At 73.6% G+C, this 21256-nt stretch carries 16 protein-coding genes and 1 tRNA gene; 9 read left to right on the forward strand and 8 right to left on the reverse strand.

The features are described from left to right. The first annotated feature begins 81 nt into the window (after positions 1-81). The 6 genes from DQ241_RS18250 to mnhG are packed head-to-tail and all read left to right on the forward strand — an operon-like array spanning position 82 to position 6637. Positions 82-2958: a Na+/H+ antiporter subunit A gene (locus DQ241_RS18250; protein WP_113831625.1), complete on the forward strand. Its 2877-nt coding sequence runs from the start codon at positions 82-84 to the stop codon at positions 2956-2958. After that, on the forward strand, positions 2955-3485 hold the full coding sequence (locus DQ241_RS18255; RefSeq protein ID WP_113831626.1) for a Na(+)/H(+) antiporter subunit C: 531 nt from the start codon (positions 2955-2957) through the stop codon (positions 3483-3485). The genes DQ241_RS18250 and DQ241_RS18255 overlap by 4 nt, the downstream gene beginning before the upstream one ends. Further along, a complete protein-coding gene (locus tag DQ241_RS18260; RefSeq protein ID WP_199584715.1) occupies positions 3482-5266 on the forward strand; it encodes a Na+/H+ antiporter subunit D in 1785 nt (594 codons plus the stop codon). The genes DQ241_RS18255 and DQ241_RS18260 overlap by 4 nt, the downstream gene beginning before the upstream one ends. Further along, the gene (locus tag DQ241_RS18265) at positions 5263-5865 is read left to right on the forward strand and encodes a Na+/H+ antiporter subunit E (RefSeq protein ID WP_113831627.1); all 603 of its coding nucleotides are present in this window, start codon (positions 5263-5265) and stop codon (positions 5863-5865) included. The genes DQ241_RS18260 and DQ241_RS18265 overlap by 4 nt, the downstream gene beginning before the upstream one ends. After that, a complete protein-coding gene (locus DQ241_RS18270; RefSeq protein ID WP_233492542.1) occupies positions 5862-6188 on the forward strand; it encodes a monovalent cation/H+ antiporter complex subunit F in 327 nt (108 codons plus the stop codon). Before DQ241_RS18265 ends, DQ241_RS18270 begins: the two co-directional genes overlap by 4 nt. After that, positions 6185-6637 carry a monovalent cation/H(+) antiporter subunit G gene (gene mnhG / locus DQ241_RS18275; RefSeq protein ID WP_113831628.1) on the forward strand — a complete coding sequence of 151 codons (453 nt, stop codon included), beginning with the start codon at positions 6185-6187 and terminating at the stop codon, positions 6635-6637. Before DQ241_RS18270 ends, mnhG begins: the two co-directional genes overlap by 4 nt. A gap of 21 nt (positions 6638-6658) precedes the next feature. Here the strand turns inward: mnhG and leuA are convergent, their stop codons facing one another. Beyond that, the gene (gene leuA, locus DQ241_RS18280; RefSeq protein WP_233492543.1) at positions 6659-8398 is read right to left on the reverse strand and encodes a 2-isopropylmalate synthase; all 1740 of its coding nucleotides are present in this window, start codon (positions 8396-8398) and stop codon (positions 6659-6661) included. A gap of 866 nt (positions 8399-9264) precedes the next feature. After that, the gene (locus tag DQ241_RS18285) at positions 9265-10860 is read right to left on the reverse strand and encodes a phospholipase D-like domain-containing protein (RefSeq protein ID WP_113831629.1); all 1596 of its coding nucleotides are present in this window, start codon (positions 10858-10860) and stop codon (positions 9265-9267) included. A 74-nt stretch (positions 10861-10934) separates the two neighbouring features. Between DQ241_RS18285 and DQ241_RS18290 the strand changes: the two genes are divergently transcribed. Together DQ241_RS18290 and DQ241_RS18295 are read left to right on the forward strand one after the other, a co-directional pair. Beyond that, positions 10935-12200 carry an aspartate kinase gene (locus DQ241_RS18290; protein ID WP_113831630.1) on the forward strand — a complete coding sequence of 422 codons (1266 nt, stop codon included), beginning with the start codon at positions 10935-10937 and terminating at the stop codon, positions 12198-12200. Continuing rightward, positions 12197-13240: an aspartate-semialdehyde dehydrogenase gene (locus tag DQ241_RS18295; RefSeq protein WP_199584717.1), complete on the forward strand. Its 1044-nt coding sequence runs from the start codon at positions 12197-12199 to the stop codon at positions 13238-13240. The genes DQ241_RS18290 and DQ241_RS18295 overlap by 4 nt, the downstream gene beginning before the upstream one ends. A gap of 62 nt (positions 13241-13302) precedes the next feature. On the opposite strand, the gene DQ241_RS18300 is transcribed toward DQ241_RS18295, so the two are convergent. The 3 genes from DQ241_RS18300 to DQ241_RS18310 all read right to left on the reverse strand — a co-directional run bounded on the left by DQ241_RS18300 (position 13303) and on the right by DQ241_RS18310 (position 16258). Then, a complete protein-coding gene (locus DQ241_RS18300; RefSeq protein WP_199584718.1) occupies positions 13303-15096 on the reverse strand; it encodes a prolyl oligopeptidase family serine peptidase in 1794 nt (597 codons plus the stop codon). A 63-nt stretch (positions 15097-15159) separates the two neighbouring features. Then, a tRNA-Pro gene (locus DQ241_RS18305) sits at positions 15160-15236 on the reverse strand. A gap of 110 nt (positions 15237-15346) precedes the next feature. Beyond that, positions 15347-16258 (reverse strand): metallophosphoesterase, encoded by a 912-nt coding sequence (locus DQ241_RS18310; RefSeq protein ID WP_199584720.1) that lies wholly within the window; start codon positions 16256-16258, stop codon positions 15347-15349. Positions 16259-16310: 52 nt separating this feature from the next. On the opposite strand from DQ241_RS18310, the gene DQ241_RS18315 reads away from it, so the two are divergent. Further along, positions 16311-16763, forward strand: a complete 453-nt coding sequence (locus DQ241_RS18315; RefSeq protein ID WP_113831634.1) for a GatB/YqeY domain-containing protein — start codon at positions 16311-16313, stop codon at positions 16761-16763. 1 nt (position 16764) lies between these two features. Here DQ241_RS18315 and DQ241_RS18320 read toward each other — a convergent pair whose 3' ends face one another. From DQ241_RS18320 to DQ241_RS18330, 3 genes are read right to left on the reverse strand one after another with little or no spacing between them, the layout of a single operon-like run. Next, entirely contained in the window at positions 16765-18978 is a 2214-nt protein-coding gene (locus tag DQ241_RS18320) for a transglycosylase domain-containing protein (RefSeq protein WP_113831635.1), read from the reverse strand. A 41-nt stretch (positions 18979-19019) separates the two neighbouring features. Further along, positions 19020-20231, reverse strand: coding sequence for an ArsA family ATPase (locus tag DQ241_RS18325; protein WP_233492544.1), 1212 nt, complete (start codon positions 20229-20231; stop codon positions 19020-19022). After that, entirely contained in the window at positions 20228-21220 is a 993-nt protein-coding gene (locus DQ241_RS18330) for an ArsA-related P-loop ATPase (RefSeq protein WP_113831636.1), read from the reverse strand. The genes DQ241_RS18325 and DQ241_RS18330 overlap by 4 nt, the downstream gene beginning before the upstream one ends. Positions 21221-21256 lie beyond the last annotated feature (36 nt).

A 21256-nucleotide genomic window follows, 5' to 3' on the forward strand; every position in this document is an offset into this window, starting at 1 on the left:
TGGCCGGTAAGGTGGGGCTCACCGCCGGCTGTCGACCGACGTCAGTGGTGTCCGAGAAGCCCCCTGACTCCCCGGAGACCCGTGCTCGAACTCCTGCTTCTCCACCTCGTCGCCGCGACGGTCGCGCCGCTGCTCGTGCGCTGGTGGGGGCGGCAGGCGTTCCTGGTGCTGGCGCTGGTGCCGGCCGCCGGCTTCGCCTGGGTGGTGGCGCAGGCGGGGGCCGTGTCCGACGGCGGCGAGGTCGTCGAGACGACGCCGTGGGTGCCGGCCCTGGACCTCGACGTCGCGCTGCGGCTGGACGCCCTGTCGCTCACCCTCGCCGCGCTGGTCACCGGCGTCGGTGCGCTGGTGCTGCTCTACTGCGCCCGCTACTTCGAGCCCGACGACGAGGGCTCCGGCCGGTTCGCCGGGACGATGACCGCCTTCGCCGGCTCCATGCTCGGTCTGGTCCTGGCCGACGACCTGCTCCTGCTCTACGTGTTCTGGGAGCTGACCACCGTCTTCTCCTACCTGCTGATCGGCGGGTCGGGCGCGCGGCTGGCGGCGCGCCGCGCGGCCGGCCAGGCGCTGATCCTCACCACCGCCGGTGGGCTGGCGATGCTGGTCGGCCTGATCATGCTGGGCGAGACCAGCGGCAGCTACCTGCTGTCCGAGGTCGTCGCGAACCCCGGCGACGGGCCGTTCCTGGTCGCGGGCACCGTGCTGGTGCTGGTCGGCGCGATCACCAAGTCGGCCATGGTCCCGTTCCACTTCTGGCTGCCCGCCGCGATGGAGGCGCCCACGCCGGTCAGCGCCTACCTGCACGCGGCGGCCATGGTGAAGGCCGGCATCTACCTGGTCGCCCGCCTCGCCCCCGGCTTCGCCGACGTCCCCGGCTGGCGGCCGGTCGTGCTCGGGCTCGGGTTGGCGACCATGCTGGTCGGCGGCTACCGGGCGCTGCGGCAGAACGACCTGAAGCTGCTGCTCGCCTTCGGCACCGTCAGCCAGCTCGGCTTCCTGGTGGTCCTGGTCGGCGGTGGCAGCTACGAGCTGGCCGCCGCGGGCCTGGCGATGGTCGTGGCGCACGCGCTGTTCAAGTCCACCCTGTTCCTCTCCGTCGGCGTCGTCGACCACGCCACCGGCACCCGCGACCTGCGGGCCCTGTCCGGCCTCGGCCGGCGGCTGCCGGTGCTGGCGGTGGTCGCCACGCTCGCCGGGGCCTCGATGGCCGGCGTGCCGCCGATGATCGGGTTCGTCGGCAAGGAGGCGGCGTTCACCGCGCTGTGGGAGGGCGGGCTGCCCGACCGGACCGCCGCGGCCTTCGAGCTCGCCGGGCTGGTGCTGGGCTCGGTGCTCACCGCCGCCTACACCGTCCGCTTCCTGTGGGGCGCCTTCGCCCGCAAGCCCGACTGCGCGGAGACCGAGCTGGCGCACCCGCCCGGTCCGCTGTTCCTGGCCGCGCCGGCGGTGCTGGCCCTGGCGAGCCTCGTCGCCGGCCCGGCCAGCCCGGTGCTGGACCCGCTGGTGTCCGCCTACGCCGAGGACCTGCCGCTCATCGCCCCCGAGGCCGAGCACCTCGCGCTGTGGCACGGCCTGCAGCCCGCGCTGGCGCTGTCGGCGGTCACCCTGCTCGGCGGGTACGCGCTGTTCGCCCTGCGCGCGCCGATCGGCCGGTTCCAGCGGCGCGTCGCCGTCGGGGCGTCGGCCGACGAGGGCTACTGGAACGTGATGCAGGCGCTGGACCGGTTCGCGGTGCTGGTCACCGGCACCACGCAGCGCGGCTCGCTGCCCGCCTACCTGGGCACGATCCTCGTCGTCGTGCTCGCCCTGCCGGGGTCGGTGCTGCTGTTCCGTGCGCCGTGGCCCGACGAGTGGCGTGCCTGGGACACCCCGATCCAGGCCCTCGTCGGCGCGGTCGTGCTGATCGCCGCGGTGCTCGCGCTGCGCATCCGGCAGCGGCTGTCGGCGGTCCTGGTCGTGGGGGTCACCGGCTACGGCCTCGCCGTGCTCTTCGCGCTCCAGGGCGCGCCCGACCTGGCGCTCACCCAGTTCCTCGTCGAGACCCTGACCCTCGTCGTCTTCGTCCTGGTCCTGCGCAAGCTGCCGAAGGACATCACCGAGCGGCACCGTCCGCGCGAGCGCGCGGTCCGCGGTGCCATCGCCGTCGGCGTGGGGCTGTTCATGGGTGCCGTCGGTGCGGTCACGCTGAGCGCGCGGACCGCCACCCCGGTGTCGGTCGACTTCCCGGACGAGGCCTACGAGTTCGGCGGCGGGCAGAACGTCGTCAACGTGACCCTGGTCGACATCCGCGCCTGGGACACCCTGGGCGAGATCTCGCTGCTCGTCGTGGCCGCCACCGGTGTCGCCAGCCTGGTGTTCCTGCGCCGGCGGACCGGCTCGGTGGAGCGGCTGGACCCGGTGCGGATGGCCCGGGACGCCCGGAGGTCACGGCGCGCCCCCCGGCGGCGGTGGCTGGCCGCCACCGCGGCGCTGGCCCCCGAGCGCCGCTCGGTGGTGCTCGAGGTGATCACCCGGATCCTGTTCCACACCATCGTCGTCTTCTCGATCTACCTGCTCTTCAGCGGCCACAACGAGCCCGGCGGCGGGTTCGCCGGCGGGCTGGTCGCCGGCCTGGCGCTGGTGCTGCGCTACCTGGCCGGTGGGCGCTACGAGCTGGGCGAGGCCGCACCGGTGGACCCGGGGCTGCTGCTGGGCGCCGGCCTGCTCTTCGCCGGGGGCACCGGCGCGGTCGGGCTGGCGCTGGGCGCCGACGCGCTCCAGACGGCCATCCTCGAGACGACGCTGCCCGTGCTCGGCGACGTGAAGCTGGTGACGTCGCTGTTCTTCGACATGGGGGTGTACCTGATCGTGGTCGGCCTGGTCCTGGACGTGCTGCGCAGCCTGGGCGCCGAGCTCGACCGCCAGCTCGACGAGGACGACCCGATCGACGTGGCCCCCGACGAGGTGATCGTGCGATGACCCCCACCGTCGTCCTGCCGGTGATCACCGCCGGCCTCTACGCCGCGGGTGTCTACCTGCTGCTCGACCGCAGCCTGACGCGGGTGCTGCTGGGCTTCCTCCTGCTGGGCAACGCCACGAACCTGCTGCTGCTCTCGGCGGGCGGTCCGTCCGGGCTGGCGCCGATCCTCGGCTACGCCGAGCCGGAGGAGATGAGCGATCCGCTGCCGCAGGCGCTGATCCTCACCGCCATCGTCATCACGTTCGGCATCGCCGCCTTCCTGCTCGCGCTCATCTACCGCTCGTGGCGGCTGGTGCGGCAGGAGGTCGTCGGCATCGACGAGGAGGACCGCCGCGTGGCGTCGCGCTCCGGCATGGACGCCGACGAGATCGACCCCGACGACCTGGCCCCCGAGGACCGGCCGGCCGGGCACGCCGACAGCCTGCACGGGGAGGGGGACGACGTGGAGGAGCTGCTCGCGCGGCACTACGCGGGCATCCCGTCCGACGACGTCGACCTGCCGCCCACGCGGCGGAGCCGCTCGTGATCAGCGTCCTGACGCCGCTGCCGGTGCTGCTGCCGCTGCTGGGGGCGGCGGCCGCCCTGCTGGTCGGCGGCCGACACCCGCGGGTGCAGCGGTCGCTGAGCATCGCGGTGCTCAGCACGGTGCTGGCCGTCGCGGTCGCGCTGCTCTTCCTCGCCGACGAGCAGGGTGCGGTGGCGGTGTCGCTCGGCGGGTGGGACGTCCCGCTGGGGGTCGTGCTCGTCGTCGACCGGCTGTCCGCGCTGATGCTGGTGGTCGCGGCCACGGTGGGCCTCGGCGTGCTCGTGTTCGCCGTCGGCCAGGGTGCCGCCGACGGCGACGAGGAGACGCCGCTGTCGATCTTCCACCCGACGTTCCTGGTGCTCATGGCCGGCGTCGCCAACGCGTTCCTGGCCGGCGACCTGTTCAACCTCTACGTCGGCTTCGAGATCCTGCTGACCGCCAGCTACGTCCTGCTGACCCTGGGCGGCTCGGCCCCCCGCATCCGCGCGGGCGTCACCTACATCGTGGTGAGCCTGCTCAGCTCGCTGCTGTTCCTGGCCGCGATCGCGCTGGTCTACGCCTCGACCGGCACGGTGAACATGGCGCAGCTCGCCGGCCGCCTCGCGGAGCTGCCCGAGGGCACCCAGCTGCTCATCCACGCGCTGCTGCTCATCGCCTTCTCGATCAAGGCCGCGGTCTTCCCGCTGTCGGCCTGGCTGCCCGACAGCTACCCGACGGCACCCGCGCCGGTCACCGCGGTGTTCGCCGGGTTGCTCACCAAGGTCGGCGTGTACGCGATCATCCGCACCCAGACGCTGCTGTTCCCCGGCGGCAGCCTGGACACGGTGCTCATGTGGGCGGCGCTGGCGACCATGGTCATCGGCATCCTGGGCGCGGTGGCGCAGACCGACATCCGCCGCATCCTGTCCTTCACGCTGGTCAGCCACATCGGCTACATGGTGTTCGGCATCGCCCTGGCCAGCACGGCGGGGCTGGCCGGCGCCATCTTCTACGTCGTCCACCACATCGCCATCCAGACGACTCTGTTCCTCGTCGCCGGGCTGGTCGAGCGGCAGGGCGGCTCCACGGCGGTCGACCGGCTCGGCGGGCTCGCCAAGGCGTCCCCGCTGCTGGCGGTGCTGTTCTTCGTCCCGGCGATGAACCTGGCCGGGATCCCGCCCCTGTCCGGGTTCATCGGCAAGCTGGGGCTGCTGGAGGCGGGTGTGGCCGACGGCGGGTGGCTGCCGGTGGTGCTCGTCGCCGGAGGTGCGCTGACGAGCCTGCTCACGCTGGTCGCGATCTCGCGTGTGTGGAGCCGGGCCTTCTGGCGGCCGCCGGCCGATGCGCCGGCCGGCGACACGAACGCCGCGGCCGCCGACGACGCCGGACCGGAGCTGAACGCCGAGCCGCTGCCCCAGCCGCCGTCGTCGCACCCCGGCGAGCCGCAGGCGGACGGACCCGGTCCGAACGACGACGCCACCGGGGAACCGGTCGGCGCCGGTCCCGCCCAGGGGCGCGCCGGCACGCGGGCCCTCGCCCGCCGGGAGGCGTGGGAACGCCACGCCGCCGTGGCCACCGCCACCACCCCGGCCACCGACGGGCTCGGGGACGGCCCGGATGCGGTCCGGCCGGACCGGCCGTTGCCGCGGGTGATGCTCGCGTCGACGACGGCGATGGTTACCGTGACCGTCGCGCTCACCGCGCTCGCGGGCCCGTTGTACGCGGTGGCCGATCGCGCCGCGGACGACCTGCGCGACCGCACGCCCTACGTGCAGGCGGTCTTCGGCGAGGAGGCACCGTGACCGGCCAGGCGCCCGGGGGCGGCGCCGCCGCGGTCGGCCACCAGCTCCGGCACCAGCTGCCGCTGCTGCTGTGGCTGGTCCTCGTCTGGAACCTGCTCTGGGGCACGTGGTCCTGGGCGAACCTGCTGTCGGGCGTCGTCGTCGCGCTGGCGGTCACGCTGCTGCTCCCGCTGCCGCCGGTGGTGGGCGGGCTCACGGTGCGCCCGCTGCAGGTCCTGGCGTTCGCCGGCGCCTTCCTCGTGGACCTGGTGAGCTCGGGTGCGCAGGTGGCCTGGCAGACCCTGCGGCCCCGCGGGATCGACCGGAGCGCGATCATCCGGGTCCAGCTGCGCACGGACTCCGACCTGCTGCTGACCATCATCTCGGAGGCGGTGACCCTCGTGCCCGGGTCCATGGTGATCGACATGGACCGGGAGAACCGGACGCTGGCCATGCACATCCTGCACGCCGAGGACGAGCAGGACCTCGAGCGCCAGCGCGCCTCGGTGCTCACGGTGGAGGAGCGGGTGGTGCGCGCGTTCGGGTCGCCGGACGAGGTGGCCGCCCTGTCCGCCGGCGCGTCGGCGCGCGACCTCGGCGAACGGCGGCGGACGCCGTGACCGCGGTCTCCTGGGCGGCCTACCTGCTGCTCGGTTCCGGTGCGCTGCTGACCCTGGTGCGGCTCGCGCTGGGGCCCTCGCTCCTCGACCGGGTGGTCGCCACGGACACCCTGCTGGTGATCATCGCCGCCGGCCTGGCGGTGCACGCGGCGCTGCAGCGCGATCCGACGGTCGTGCCGGTGCTCGTCGTCGTGTCGCTGCTGGCGTTCGTCGGCTCGGTGTCGGTGGCCCGGTACATCGGCGGGATGCTCATCCACTCCCACCTCGGCACGGAGAGCCCGGACGCCGAACCGCCGGCCGGGGAGACGGGGGAGTCGCGGTGAGCGGCATCGACGGCGTGGCGGACGGCATCGCGATCGTCCTGGTGCTGCTCGGGGCGCTGCTGTGCCTGACCGCCGGGCTGGGGCTGGTGCGGTTCCCCGACGTGCTCGCGCGGATGCACGCCGGCACCAAGCCCCAGGTGCTCGGCGTGCTGCTGATCATGGTCGGCGGCGCCATCCGGCTGCAGGGCTGGTCGGCGACCTGGATGCTGCTCCTGGTCGCGGTCTTCCAGATGCTCACCGCTCCGGTGAGCGCGCACATGATCAGCCGGGTCGCCTACCGCAGGCGGCACGTCCGCCGCGACCGGCTGCTGGTGGACGAGCTGCACACGGGGGAGCGCTCCGACCGGGTGTACCGCGGCGACGAACCGGCCGATGCGCCACCGGAGGAGCCCGGCCGGGCGCTGGCGGAGAGCCGGCGCGAGGAGCAGGCGGAGGACGGCGCGGGCTGACCCGCGCCGCCCTCCCCGGGCTCAGCGCTGGGCGCGGTTGACCGCCGACACGACGGCCCGCAGCGACGCGGTGACGATGTTGGCGTCGATGCCGACGCCCCACAGCACCCGCTCGCCGACGGCGCACTCGACGTAGGCGGCGGCACGGGCGTCGCCACCGGCGGACAGCGCGTGCTCGGCGTAGTCGAGCACGCGGACGTCGACGTCGATGCCGGCCAGCGCGTCGACGAAGGCCGCGATGGGGCCGTTGCCCCTGCCCTGCAGGGTCATCGGGACGCCGCCGTCGGTGATCTCGACGACCATCTCGTCCAGCTGCTCGCCGTGGGCGGTGTGCCGGTGTCCGGTCAGGGCGAAGCGGCCCCAGGGAGCGGCGGGGTCGGGCAGGTACTCGTCGGCGAACGCCGTCCACATCTGCTCGGCGGTGACCTCGCCGCCCTCGTCGTCGGTGTGCCGCTGGATGACCGCGCTGAACTCGATCTGCAGCCGGCGCGGCAGGTCCAGGTGGTTCTCGGTCTTCATGATGTAGGCGACGCCGCCCTTGCCGGACTGGCTGTTCACCCGGATCACGGCCTCGTAGCTGCGGCCGACGTCCTTGGGGTCGATCGGCAGGTAGGGGACCGCCCAGGCCTGCTCCTCCACCGGTACGCCGGCGGCCTGCGCGTCGACCGCGAGCGCCGTGAAGCCCTTGTTGATGGCGTCCTGGTGGGAGCCGGAGAACGCGGTGTAGACCAGGTCGCCGCCGTAGGGGTGGCGCTCGTGCACGCCCAGCTGGTTGCAGTACTCGACGGTGCGGCGGATCTCGTCGATGTCGGAGAAGTCGATCTGCGGGTCGATGCCCTGGCTGAACAGGTTCAGGCCCAGGGTGACCAGGTCGACGTTGCCGGTCCGCTCGCCGTTGCCGAACAGGCAGCCCTCGATGCGGTCGGCGCCGGCGCGGTAGCCCAGCTCCGCGGCGGCGACGGCGGTGCCCCGGTCGTTGTGCGGGTGCAGGCTGAGGACGACGGCGTCGCGCCGGCCCAGGTTGCGGTGCATCCACTCGATCTGGTCGGCGTAGACGGTCGGCTCGGCCATCTCGACGGTGGCCGGCAGGTTGAGGATGGTCGGCCGGTCGGGGGTGGGCTCCCAGACGTCGGTGACCGCGTTGCAGACCTCGACGGCGAAGTCGAGCTCGGTGCCGGTGAAGGACTCGGGGGAGTACTCGAACCGGATCTCGGTGTCGCGCATCTGCTCGGCGAACTTGCGGACGACCTGCGCGCCGTGGACGGCGATGTCGACGATGCCGGCGCGGTCGGAGGCGAACACGACGCGGCGCTGGAGGGTGCTGGTCGAGTTGTAGAGGTGCACGATCGCCTGCTTGGCACCCTGCAGCGACTCGTAGGTGCGCTCGATCAGCTCGTCGCGGGCCTGGGTGAGGACCTGGATCGTGACGTCGTCGGGGACCAGGTCGTCCTCGATCAGCTGGCGGACGAAGTCGAAGTCGGTCTGGCTGGCCGCCGGGAAGCCGACCTCGATCTCCTTGTAGCCCATGCGGACCAGCAGCTCGAACATCCGCTTCTTGCGGTCGGGCGTCATGGGGTCGATCAGTGCCTGGTTGCCGTCGCGCAGGTCGACCGCGCACCAGCGGGGCGCGACGGTGGTGACCTTCTCCGGCCAGGTGCGGTCGGGCAGGACCACCGGGGTGAAGGGCGCGTAGCGGTGGATCGGCATCCGCGAGGGCTGCTGCGGGTTGCGCGCGTGCGGGTGCTGGGGGTGGGTGCTCACGGTCTCGGGCTCCTCTGGCGCGGGCTGGACTCAGCTCCGGTGGGGCGGTCAGCAGGCGCCGGGGACGCACTCCGTCGTCGGAGGGTCGCGGCAGATCACCGCGGCGAGGGGGCCGACCTAGGAGAGGGCCTCGCCGCGGCGGATAAGCAGGAGGCTGCCGCGCACGGGCCCACGGTAGCAGCGACTCAGCCGATGTCGCAGGCACACGGGCAGTCCTCGGCGTGGACGGGGCGGCCGGACCAGTCGTCCAGCTCGTCGCACGTCGGCGGGCAGGCGCACGTCGGGCCGCCGCCCGCTCGGAGGGCGAGTCGCCGGGCTGCGGGACCAGGTGGTCGGACGGGACGCCGTCCCGGCGGGTCCACCTGTCCCTCGTCGGGCGGTGCCGGTCGAACGTGTACCGCGGCCGGGTCCTCGAGTACCGCTCGCGGCCGTGCCACCAGTCCTCGTCGCCGTACCTGGTGTCGAGGTGGGCCGGAAAGCGCCGGTGGGCACCGTCCCGCACCGTGTCCGGGCGCATGGGCGCGACCTCCCCGCCGTCGGCGTCGAGCAGCGCGAGCCGCAGACCGGCCCGGGCGGCGGCCCGGGCCAGCAGCCGGGCGTCGAGGCCCTGCGCCCCGCTCTCCGCTCGCCCCAGCGCGGACTTCGACACGGCGAGGATCGCGGCCAGCTCCCGCTGCGAGAGGTCGGCGACGCGGCGGATCCGGCGCAGGCAGCCGGGCAGGTCGAACTCGTGCACGGGGCCGAGCATGGGCCGGCACCCGGCCCGCCGGGCTCGGCCGAACTCTTCTGTGGACAGTTGTGCTCTGCCCCACCGGGCGGGGCAGAGCACAACTGCCGTCGTGGTAGGTGTGCGACCCCCGGGGTTGTCAGAAATCCTTGCGCAGCCGGAGCTTCAGCGGGCGGCCGTCGGGGTCCACCAGGAGCCGGTAGACCGGGGTGGCCCACAGCCGCGTCAGCCGGGAGAGCTTCTCGGGTCGGTGCGGGCGCAGCCGACCGGGCGGTCGCGGGCCTCGCCGCCCGTCCTCGTGCCAGGCGGCGAGCGCGGCCGCCCGCTCCTCGAGCGTGGCCACGAAGCGCTCGGGATCGAGCGCCAGGTGGTCCTCGCTGCCGTCGGGTGCGAGGTCCAGGTGCTCGCGGGCCAGGGCCAGCCGCAGATCGCGGGCGAACACCCGCGCGCCGTCGCCGACGCCGCTGGGGTCCCGCGGTTCCCGGAGGTCGGGGGTGGTGTCGAGGACCGCCGTCGACAGCTCGCTGTCGTGCGTCCACGACCGGCGGTTGAAGTTGTCGCTGCCGATGCTGGCCCACACGTCGTCGACGACGCACACCTTGGCGTGCACGTAGACCGGTGTGCCCGCGTGGTTCTCGACGTCGAAGACGTGCACCCGCTCCTCGCCCCCGGCCCGCACGCACAGGTCGATCGCCTGCCGGCGGCCCACGTACTGGGGCGTCGCGTTGAACGACCCGCTCTGGTCGGGCAGCCGCGGCACCACGACGACCAGGTGCAGGTCGGGCTTGGCCTCGAGGGCGTCGGCGAACAGCTGCGCCACCTCGGCCGACCACAGGTACTGGTCCTCCAGGTAGATCAGCCGCCGGGCCCGCTTGACCGCCTTCGAGTAGCCGCGGGCGATCGAGCGCTCGCCGTCGGGGGCGAAGTCGTACGGCGGCCGGATCTTGGGGTAGCTGCGCAGCGTCTGCACCAGGTGCGGGCCGCACGGGGGCGGCGGCGGCAGCTCCGGCGGCAGCGGGTCGGCGTGCAGCCGCGCCCGCCGGAACCGGTCGATGACGTAGGAGATGGGGTTTCCGCTGTCCGGGTTGGTCGGGTCGGCCCACCGCTGGCGGAACACCGTCTCCAGGACGGCGACGGCCGGCCCGCGGATCTCCGCCTGGACGTCGTGCCACGGCGGCGTGGGCCCGTACGCCGAGGACATGTTCACCGCCTGCGGGTCCCCGCCGTGGTCGGCGTCGTCGCGACGGCTGTGGCACAGGTCGATCCCGCCGGCGAAGGCGACGTCCCGGGACGGGTCCGCCGGGCAGCGGATGACCACGATCTTCTGGTGGTGGCTCCCCGCGCGGCGCACCCGCTGGTCGAGGATGACCTTGCCGCCGTCCTCCTCGATCTCCACGTCCAGCGATCGGTTCTCCTCCGCGCTGAAGGACATGGCGTCGGTGTGGGAGCGCCAGACGAGGCCGCGCACGTCGACCCCGCGATGCGAGGCGGCGCTGAAGAGCTCGTCCACGGTGGGGCCGTCGGGACGCAGCCGCTCGTCCGGATCCCCCCGCCAGTCGGTGAACCACACGCGGTCGCCCGCACCCAGCTTCTCGACCTCCTCGACCAGCCGGTCGAAGTAGGTGACGCCGTGCACCAGCGGGCGGACGAGGTTCCCCTCCGTCCACGCCGGGAGCCTGCCGGCGGGGTTCCCGCGCTCCTCCGAGGTCAGCAGCCACTCCGACGGGTCGTCCACCCGGAGATCCCACCCCGTGGGATCTCCGGACGCAAGCGCCGGGATCGCCGGGTTCGTCGGTAGCCTGTGGACCCGTGGCCCTCGTCGTCCAGAAGTACGGCGGCTCCTCCGTCGCCTCCGCCGAGCACATGAAGCGTGTCGCCGAGCGGATCGTCGCCGCCAAGAAGAACGGCGACGACGTCGTCGTCGTGGTCTCCGCCATGGGGGACAGCACCGACGAGCTGCTCGACCTCGCCGGCCAGATCACCGACGAGCCGCCCGGTCGTGAGCTCGACATGCTGCTGACCGCCGGCGAGCGGATCTCCATGGCCCTGCTGGCCATCGCCATCTCCACGCACGGCTACGAGGCGCGGTCGTTCACCGGCTCGCAGGCCGGCGTCATCACCACCGGCAGCCACGGCAAGGCCCGGATCATCGACGTCACCCCGGGGCGGCTGCGCTCCGCGCTGGACGAGGGCTCGATCGTGATCGTCGCCGGCTTCCAGGGCGTCAGCCAGGACACCAAGGACATCACCACGCTGGGCCGCGGCGGCTCCGACACCACCGCCGTCGCCGTCGCCGCCGCCCTGCGCGCGGACGTCTGCGAGATCTACACCGACGTGGACGGCGTGTTCACCGCCGACCCCCGCATCGTCCCGAACGCCAAGCGGCTGGACACCATCACCTACGAGGAGATGCTCGAGCTCGCCGCCTCCGGCGCGAAGGTGCTCATGCTCCGCTGCGTCGAGTACGCCCGCCGCTACGGCATCCCCGTGCACGTCCGCAGCTCCTACTCACAGCTCCCCGGCACGACCGTGACCGGCTCGATGGAGGACCTCCCGGTGGAACAGGCGATCATCACGGGCGTCGCGCACGACCGCTCCGAGGGCAAGATCACCGTCTACGGCGTGCCGGACCGCCCGGGCGAGGCCGCCCAGCTGTTCCGCGTGCTGGCCGACGCCGAGATCAACATCGACATGATCGTGCAGAACGTGTCGGCCGAGGCCAGCAAGCTCGCCGACATCTCCTTCACGCTGCCCAAGAGCGACGGGCCCACGGCGCTGGCCGCGCTGGAGAAGGTGAAGCACACCGTCGGCTACACGGACGTGCGGTTCGACCAGCACATCGGCAAGGTCTCGCTGGTCGGCGCCGGCATGCGCTCGCACCCCGGCGTCTCCGCCAAGTTCTTCGGGGCGCTCGCCGACGCCGGCGTGAACCTCGAGCTGATCAGCACCTCGGAGATCCGCATCTCCGTGGTGTGCCGCGACACCGACGTCGACATCGCCGTCCGCGCGGTGCACGACGCGTTCGACCTCGGCTCCGACGTCGAGGCGGTCGTCTACGGAGGGACCGGACGATGAGCATGCGCCCGCTCAACATCGGCATCGTCGGCGCGACCGGTCAGGTCGGCGCCGCGATGCGGTCGATCCTCGCCGAGCGCGAGCTGCCGATCGCGTCGATCCGCTTCTTCGCCTCGGCCCGGTCCGCCGGCACCACGCTGCCCTGGGGCGACGGCGAGATCACCGTCGAGGACGCCGCCACGGCCGACCCCACCGGGCTCGACGTGGCGCTGTTCTCCGCCGGCGCGACCACCTCGCGCGCCCAGGCGCCCCGCTTCGCCGCGGCCGGTGTCATCGTCATCGACAACAGCTCCGCGTTCCGCCGCGACCCGGAGATCCCGCTGGTGTGCAGCGAGGTGAACCCGGCCGACATCGCGAAGGCGCACGGCCGGATCATCGCCAACCCGAACTGCACCACCATGGCCGCGATGCCGGTGCTCAAGCCGCTGCACGACGAGGCCGGCCTGGTCCGCATCGTCGCGAGCACCTACCAGGCCGTCTCCGGCTCGGGCATCGCCGGCGTGCAGGAGCTGCACTCGCAGGCCAGGGCCGTCGTCGACAAGGCCGACGAGCTGGCCTACGACGGCAGCGCGGTGGCCTTCCCCGACCCGGTCAAGTACGTCGCGCCGATCGCGTTCAACGTGCTCCCGATGGCCGGCTCGGTCGTCGACGACGGCTCGTTCGAGACCGACGAGGAGCAGAAGCTCCGCAACGAGAGCCGCAAGATCCTCGGCATCCCCGACCTGCGGGTCTCCGGGACCTGCGTGCGCGTCCCGGTCTTCACCGGGCACTCGCTGTCGCTGAACCTGGAATTCCAGCGTGAGATCCGGCCGGAGCGCGCCACCGAGCTGCTCTCCACCGCGCCCGGCGTCCAGCTGGTCGACGTCCCGACCCCCCTGCAGGCGGCGGGCAAGGACCCGAGCTACGTCGGCCGGATCCGCCAGGACCCGGGTGTCGACGGCGGCCGTGGCCTGGCGCTGTTCATCAGCAACGACAACCTGCGCAAGGGTGCCGCGCTCAACACCGTCCAGATCGCCGAGCTCATCGCCGCCCAGCGCTGAACGAGCTTTCTGTACCGAAAGCTGCCGTTCACCCCTCAGCTTTCGGTACAGAAAGCTGACGTTCAGGGCTGGACGTGGCGCAGGGCGAAGGAGAGCGCGACCTCGACCTGGCGGATCGTCTCCTCGATCACCAGCGAGCCGTGCCCGGCGTCGAACCGGTACACCTCGTGCGGCTTGCCGAGCTCCTCGAGCCGGCCCAGGTAGTTGTCGATCTGCCGGATCGGGCAGCGCGGGTCGTTGGCGCCCGCCACCACCAGCACCGGCGCGGCGACGGCGTCCACGTAGGTGATGGGGGAGGAGCGCACGTACACGTCGCGCACCTCGTCGGGTGAGCCGCCGAACAGCGCCCGGTCGTAGGCCCGCAGGCCCTCCATCTCGTCCTCGTACGCGGCCAGGTAGTCGGCGACCGGGACCTCGGCGATGCCCGCGGCCCAGCGCTCCGGCTGGGTGCCCAGGCCGAGGAGGGTGAGGAACCCGCCCCACGAGCCACCGGAGAGGATCGCGCGCCGCGGGTCGACGACGCCCTCGGCGACCAGCGCGTCGTACACCGCCCCGATGTCCTCGAGCTCGGTCAGCCCGGGCCGGCCGGTGAGCGCGTCCCGCCAGGCCGAGCCGTAGCCGGTGGAGCCTCGGTAGTTCACGTGCACGACCGCGTAGCCGGCGTCCACGTAGGCCGCGCGGCGGGCGCGGTAGGAGTCGTCGTCGGCCGCCTCGGGGCCGCCGTGGACCAGGAACGCCGTGGCGTGCGGGCCCTCGCCGGCGGGGCGCACCAGGAGCGCGTGCACGTCGCCGCCCGGCCCGGGCACCCAGCGGTCCTCCACCGGGTAGGCGGCCGGCGGCTCCTCGTCGGAGACGGAGAGGACGACGGGGCCGTCGGCGCGACGGATCACCGGCGGCTTCTCGGCGTTGGACCAGGCCAGCTCGACGGTGCCGTCGGGGCGGGCCGTGGCGCCGCGGACGACGCCGGTCGGGGTGTCCAGCTTCTCCAGCGCGCCGGTGGCCAGGTCGTAGCGGTACAGCTCGCTGCGCGCGGCGTGGTCGTGGCCGACCAGCAGGGCCGTGCCGTCGGGGTACCAGCCGGCGGTCACGTCGCCGGGCAGGTCGAGCACCAGCTCGGTCTCGGTGTCGGCCGCGACGTCCCAGACCAGCAGCTCCTCGCGGCCGCGGCGCTCGTGGCCCACCAGCAGCCGCCGGTCGCCCGGCAGCGGGGCGAACTCCAGCGCGTGCAGCCCGCGGCCCTCGCCGTCCCACTTCTCGGCCACCACGGAGTCGTCGCCGGTCCGCAGCACCCGCAGCGCCGGGTAGCGCGGGTCGCCGTGCTCGGAGTGCGACAGGACCAGCAGCTCGTCGTCGAGGGTGAGCGCGTCCACCGAGGCCGGGTCGGGGTGCCGGTAGAACACCCGGGGCCCGCCGTCGCGCGGGGCCAGCCACAGCTCGCTGCCGTCGTCGGTGCTGCGGCCGATCGCGACCAGCGTGCGGCCGATCTCCAGCCCGGCGGGGTAGGCCGGGCCCACCTCGGGGACGGCGACGGTGTCCTCGCCGCCCTCGAAGGGCTGGGTCATCCAGACGCCGAACTCGTCGCCGTCGGTGTCGGCGAACCACCAGACGGTGGCGCCGTCGGGGCTCAGCGTGCCGATCAGGGTGCCGTTGGGCCGGTCGGTGACCTGCCGGTGGGTGCCGGTCTCCCGGTCCCAGGCGTACTGCTCGACGACGCCGCTGACGTCGGAGCTGTAGAGGTTGCGGTGCGGGGCCTCGAGCGCCCAGTCGGGCAGCGAGACGCGGGGCGCGCGGAACCGCGCCTGCCACCGTGCGGTGACCTCGGGGGACAGGGCGGGGGCGGTCTGCTCGGCGGTCACGCCACCCATCTTCGCAGCGCCCCGGAACGACTCAGGGGCCGCCTTCCGGCGGCCCCTGAGTGCTGGTCGGGGTGACAGGATTTGAACCTGCGGCCTCGTCGTCCCGAACGACGCGCGCTACCAAGCTGCGCCACACCCCGAGGTGCGCCTGACGAGTCTAGCGCGAGGCCATCCGCTTCCCGTCGGTGGGTACGGCCCCCTCCCGACGCTCCCCCGGAGCGTGCGAGGGGTGAGGAGGAGGGGTCCCTCCTCAGGCCGGGCGCGCGGTGAGGGTCAGGAGCGTGGCCTCCGGCGGGCAGGCGAACCGGTACGGCGCGTACGGGCTCGTGCCCAGGCCGGCCGAGACGTGCAGCCAGGTGCCGTTCGGGCGGTCCGGCCCGGGCGGCGCCCACCGGTGCAGCCAGCGCACCCGGTCGCGGTCGATCCCGCAGTTGGTCACCAGCGCCCCGTAGAAGGGCACCCGCAGCTGGCCGCCGTGGGTGTGCCCGCACAGCAGCAGGTCGTGGCGGTCGGCGGCGAACCGGTCGAGCACCCGGGGCTCCGGGGAGTGGGCGAGGCCGATGCGCACGTCGGCGGTCGGGTCGGCGGGGCCGGCGACGAGGTCGTAGCGGTCGCGCTTGAGGTGCGAGTCGTCCACCCCCGCGAACGCGATCCGCCGCCCGCCCACGACCAGCTCGCCGGCGGCGTTGGTGAGGTCCAGCCAGCCGCGGTCGCGCATCCGGTCGCGCAGGTCGCGCCAGGGCAGCTCGCTGCCGTGCACCCGCTTGTGGTCGGGGAAGAAGTACTTCAGCGGGTTCTTCGGGCGCGGGGCGTAGTAGTCGTTGCTGGCCAGGACGAAGGCGCCGGGCCGGTCCAGGAGGGGGTCCAGCGCGCGCAGCGTCCCCGGGACGGCGTCGGCCCCGGCCAGGTTGTCGCCGGTGTTGACGACCAGGTCCGGCTCCAGGTCGGCCAGCCCGGCGACCCACTCCTGCTTGGACCGCTGGTCGGCGGTCATGTGCAGGTCGGAGACGTGTAGCACGGTCAGCGGCGCCGATCCCGGGGCGAGCACCGGTACGTCGAAGCGGCGCAGCGTCCAGCGGGTGCGCTCGTACAGGCTCGCGTAGGCAGCCGTCGCGGCTCCGGAGGCGAGGACGGCGGTCGGGACGGCGGTGTACCAGCGCACGCAGCCGAGCCTACGGGCGCTGCGCCTCGCGGTGGCGTGCAAGGCTGGAGGGGTGCCCGACCTCAAGGAACAGCTGCGCGCCGACCTGACCACCGCCATGAAGGCCCGCGACGAGCTGCGCACCGCCACGCTGCGCATGGTCCTCACCGCGGTCAGCGCCGAGGAGGTGTCGGGCAAGGAGGCCCGCGAGCTCAGCGACGACGAGGTGCAGGCGGTGCTGCGCCGCGAGGCGAAGAAGCGCCGGGAGGCCGCCGAGGCGTTCGCCGCCGCCGGCCGGTCCGAGCAGGCGCAGCGCGAGCAGGCCGAGGGCGAGGTGCTGGCCGGCTACCTGCCCGCGCAGCTCGAGGACGCCGACCTCGCCGCGATCGTCGCCGACGTGATCACCCGGACCGGCGCCTCCGGGATGAAGGACATGGGCAAGGTCATGGGTGCGGCGAACGGCGCCGTCGCCGGGCGGGCCGACGGCGGCCGGGTGGCCGCGGAGGTCCGCCGCCAGCTCGGCTGAGCTAGTCGCCGGCCGGCTCCTCGGGGGTGCCGGCTCCCTCCGCGGGAGCGTTCGGGTCCGGCGCCGCGCCGCCCTCCGGCTGCTGCGGGGCCTCGGGGGCCTGCGGTGCCTCCGGCGTCGAGGGCGTCGAGGGCGTCGACGGAGCCGGCCGGCGGGGCGCCGTGGGCGTCGGCCGGTAGCCCCCGCCCTTGGTGCCCGCGGCGACCGCCGGGTCCGGGGCCGCGAAGGGCGTGTTCGGCTGGCCGGCCAGGATGGGCGCCATCGCGTCGTGGAAGATCTGCGCCGGCGTGCCGCCGCCGTGGCTCCCGACGTTCACGTTGCCGAGCGGGTCGAAGTACATGACGGAGACCGCGTAGTTCGGCGTGATCCCGCCGAAGGCGGCCGTCGCGTTGTCCTGCGTGGTCCCGGTCTTGCCGGCGATCGTGTGCCCCGGGACGCGGGCGCGGGTGCCGGTGCCGTTCTCCACGACGCCGACCATCATGTTGGCCAGGGTGTTCGCGACCCCGGCGGGGATCGCCTCCGGCGTGCACCTGTTCCCGGTGTCGAGGACGTTGCCGTCGCTGCCGACGAACGGCTCCCCGTTGCGGTCCAGGACGCCGGTCACCGGCACCGGGTCGCACTGCGTGCCGCTGGCGGCGACGGTGGCGTAGGCGGTGGCGAGGTCCAGCGGGCTGGTGGCCTCCGGGCCGAGGGTGAAGGTGCCGTTCTCGTGCTCCTTCCACCACTCGGCGCCCTGCTGAGTGACCGGGTCCTCGAAGTTCATCCCCATGGCCACGGCGGTGTCGACGACCGGGTCGACGCTGCCGAGGGCGTCCTCGAGGGCGACGAAGTAGGTGTTCGACGAGGCCACCAGTCCCGAGGTCATGTTGTAGGTGGCGGCGTAGCCGGCGTTGTCGTTGCTCACGACCAGCGGGCCGTAGCGCTCGTCCCGGTACCCCTTGAAGACGCGCGAGGTGTAGGGCTGGGGGGCGTTGATCGTGTAGCCCGCCCCGAAGCCCTCCTTGAGCGCCGCGGCGGCGGTGAAGACCTTGTAGGTCGAGCCGGCGCCCTTGCTCGGGCGCACGGCGAGGTTCACCGACTCGCAGTCAGGGGCGTCGCAGCCGTACCGGCGGTTGAGGCTCATCGCCAGCACGTGCCCGGTGCCCGGCTCGACGGCGTCGAAGGCGGCGACCAGGGGGTCGCCCATCGGCGCCTGGTTCAGCACGCTCTGGTCGGCCGAGCGCTGCAGGTCCGGCCGCAGGGTGGTCTGGACGGTGAGGCCACCGTTCTTCACGTCGGCGTCGGTGAGCCCCAGCGTGCCGATCAGGTGGTCGTAGACGAAGGCGCAGAAGAAGCCGCCCAGCGAGGCGTCGATGCAGCCGTTGGGCGGGTTCACCCCGGGCGCCACCGCGACCGGCGTGGGGGTGATCTCGTCGAACTCCTGCTGCGTGATGTGGCCGAGGTCGAGCATCCGCTGCAGCACCTGGTTGCGGCGGACCTGCGCGTTCTCCGGGTTGTTGATCGGGTCGTCGTTCGTCGGGCTCTGCACCAGGCCGGCGAGCATGGCCGCCTGCGGGAGCGTCAGGTCGATCGCGTTGACGCTGAAGTACTTCTGCGCGGCGGCCTGGATGCCGTAGGCGCCGTTGCCGAAGTACACGAGGTTCAGGTAGCGGGTGAGGATCTCGTCCTTCTCGTACTTCTCCTCGAGCGCCATCGCCATGCGCGCCTCGCGCAGCTTGCGGGCCGGGGTCTGCTCCTGCGCCGCGGCGCGGTCCTCGGCGGAGGTGGCCGTCTGGATCAGCGTCTGCTTGACCAGCTGCTGGGTCAGCGTCGAGCCGCCCTCGCGCACCTCGCCCGCCGCCAGGTTCTTCACCAGGGCGCGCATGGTGCCCTCGACGTCGAGCCCGTTGTGCTCGTAGAACCGCGAGTCCTCGATGTCGACCAGCGCCTGCTTCATGACCTCCGAGATCTGGTCGGGCGCCACCGGCGTCCGGTTCTTCTCGTAGAAGTTCGTGATCAGCGAGCCGTCGGCGGCGAGCACGCGGGTCATCCCGGCGGGGGTCGCGTCGGTGAGCTCGTCGGGCAGCGAGTCGATCATGTTCGCCGAGTTGCGGGCCACCAGCCCGCCACCGCCCACCACGGGCATCAGGAGACCGGCCAGCAGCAGTCCGGCGATCACGATCGCGAGGGCCAGCCGGCCGACGATTCGACCCTTGGAGAGCGTGTTCTCGGGCATCGCGGCCCAGGATACGGCGGCGAGGCGCCCCGGACGCCGGGTCAGCCGCGGCGCGCGGGCAGGACCCGCGTCCGCGGCGTGCCGGTCGGCGTGTCACCGTCCGGACCGGTCAGGGCCTCGCCCATCACGCGCAGCCCGTCGAGGTCGTGCACGTCGCCGGCGGCGGCCGGGACGGTTCGGACGGCGACCTCCGGGTGGGCGCTGGTGAACCGGTCGGCCAGGTGCTGCTCGCGCGCGGCCAGGGTCATCCGCTCGGCGTGCACCCGCAGCGCGGCGGCGGCCAGCTCGGACTCGGGCCCGCCCGCCTCGAGGACCTCCTCGGCCGCGCCCTCGGCGCGCGTGGCCGACAGGGCCGCCGTCGCCGGTGGGTGCGTCCGGTTGACGACCAGCCCGGCCAGCGGCATGCCCTCGGCCGAGAGCCGGTCGACGAAGTACGAGGCCTCGCGCAGCGCGTCCGGCTCGGGGGAGGCGACCACGACGAACCAGGTCCCGGGGCGGCGCAGCAGCTCGTAGGTCGCCGTCGCCCGCTCCCGGAAGCCGCCGAACATCGTGTCCAGCGCGGCGACGAACGCGGAGATGTCGCGCAGCAGCTGGCCGCCGAGGATCTTGCTGACGATCCGGCTGAACAGCAGGAACCCGGCGCTGGCGAACTTGAAGCCCGTGCGGCTGGGCGCCATGAGCAGCCGGATCATCGTGCCGTCGAGGAACCGGCTCATCCGGTTCGGGGCGTCCAGGAAGTCCAGCGCGGACCGGGACGGCGGGGTGTCGACGATGATCAGGTCCCACTGCTCGCTGGCCCGCAGCTGGCCCAGCTTCTCCATCGCCATGTACTCCTGCGTCCCGGAGAACGAGGAGCTCAGCGCCTGGTAGAAGGGGTTCTCGAGGATCGCCTGGGCTCGCTCGGGCGTGGAGTGAGCGGTGACGACGTCGTCGAACGTCCGCTTCATGTCCAGCATCATCGCGTGCAGCTCGCCCGGGGCCCCCGGGACGTCCACCCGCCGCGGCTCGTTGTCCAGCTCGACCAGGCCGAGCGACTGGGCCAGCCGCCGGGCGGGGTCGATGGTGAGGACGACGACGGTCCGGCCGGCCTCGGCCGCGGCCAGCGCCAGCGCCGCCGACGTCGTCGTCTTGCCCACGCCCCCGGCGCCGCAGCAGACGACGATCCGGGTCTCCCGGTCGGCGATGAGCGCGCCCAGGTCCATGGCCGGCGCCTGCCGGCGGGGGCGGTCCGCGGCCGCGGCCGCGGCGCTCACGCGGCGACCTCCGCGCCCAGGTGGTCCTCGATGCGGCCGGCCAGCTCGAACAGCGAGCCGAGGTCGACGGGCCCGGTCAGCAGCGGCAGCTCGACCGTGGGCAGGCCGAGCGCCTCGACGTCGTCGCGCAGCTCGTCCTGCGCGGCCCACCGCTGGGCGTGCTCGACGGCCTCGGCGGCGAGGGCGTCGGCCAGCCCGTCGGCGCCGGGCAGGTGCGCGGCGGCCAGCGCCGGGGCGAGGTCGGCGCCGGTGAGCTTCCCCGCCGCCGCGCGCTCCATCCGGTCCACCGGCAGCACCGGGTCGGTGACCAGGTTGACCAGCACCGACCCCAGCGGCAGCTGCGCGGCCCGCAGTTCCGCGATCGCGTCGGCGGTCTCCTGCACCGGCATGTCCTCCAGGATCGTGACCAGGTGGACGGCGGTCTGCGGCGAGCGCAGCACGGCCATGACGCCGTCGCTCTGCGTCTTGATCGGGCCGGAGCGGGCCAGCTGCGACATCTCGCCGGTGACCCCGAGGAAGCGGGTGATCCGGCCGGTCGGCGGGGCGTCGACGACGACGGCGTCGTAGACCGGCCTGCCGTCGTGCCGGCGGGTGACCGCCTCCTTGATCTTGCCGGTGATGAGCACGTCGCGCAGGCCCGGCGCGATGGCGGTGGCGAAGTCGATCGCGCCCATCTTGCGCAGCGCCCGGCCGGCCCGGCGCAGGTTGTAGAACATGTCGAGGTAGTCGAGGAGGGCCTCCTCGACGTCGATCGCCAGCGCCTTGACCTCGCCGCCGCCGCGGGCGACCGCGATCCGCCGCTCCTCGTAGGGCAGCGGCGCGGTGTCGAACAGCTGGGCGATGCCCTGCCGGCCCTCGGTCTCCACCAGCAGCACCGAGCGCCCGTCGGCGGCCAGCGCCAGGGCCAGCGCGCCGGCGACGGTGGTCTTGCCGGTACCGCCCTTGCCGGTGACGACGTGGAGGCGCACGGGCGACGGGTCTGGGCTCACCGCTCCAGCCTAGGTGAAGGACCCCCCTCCCACCCG

Source organism: Blastococcus sp. TF02A-30, from assembly GCF_003319185.1.
GTDB lineage: Bacteria > Actinomycetota > Actinomycetes > Mycobacteriales > Geodermatophilaceae > Blastococcus.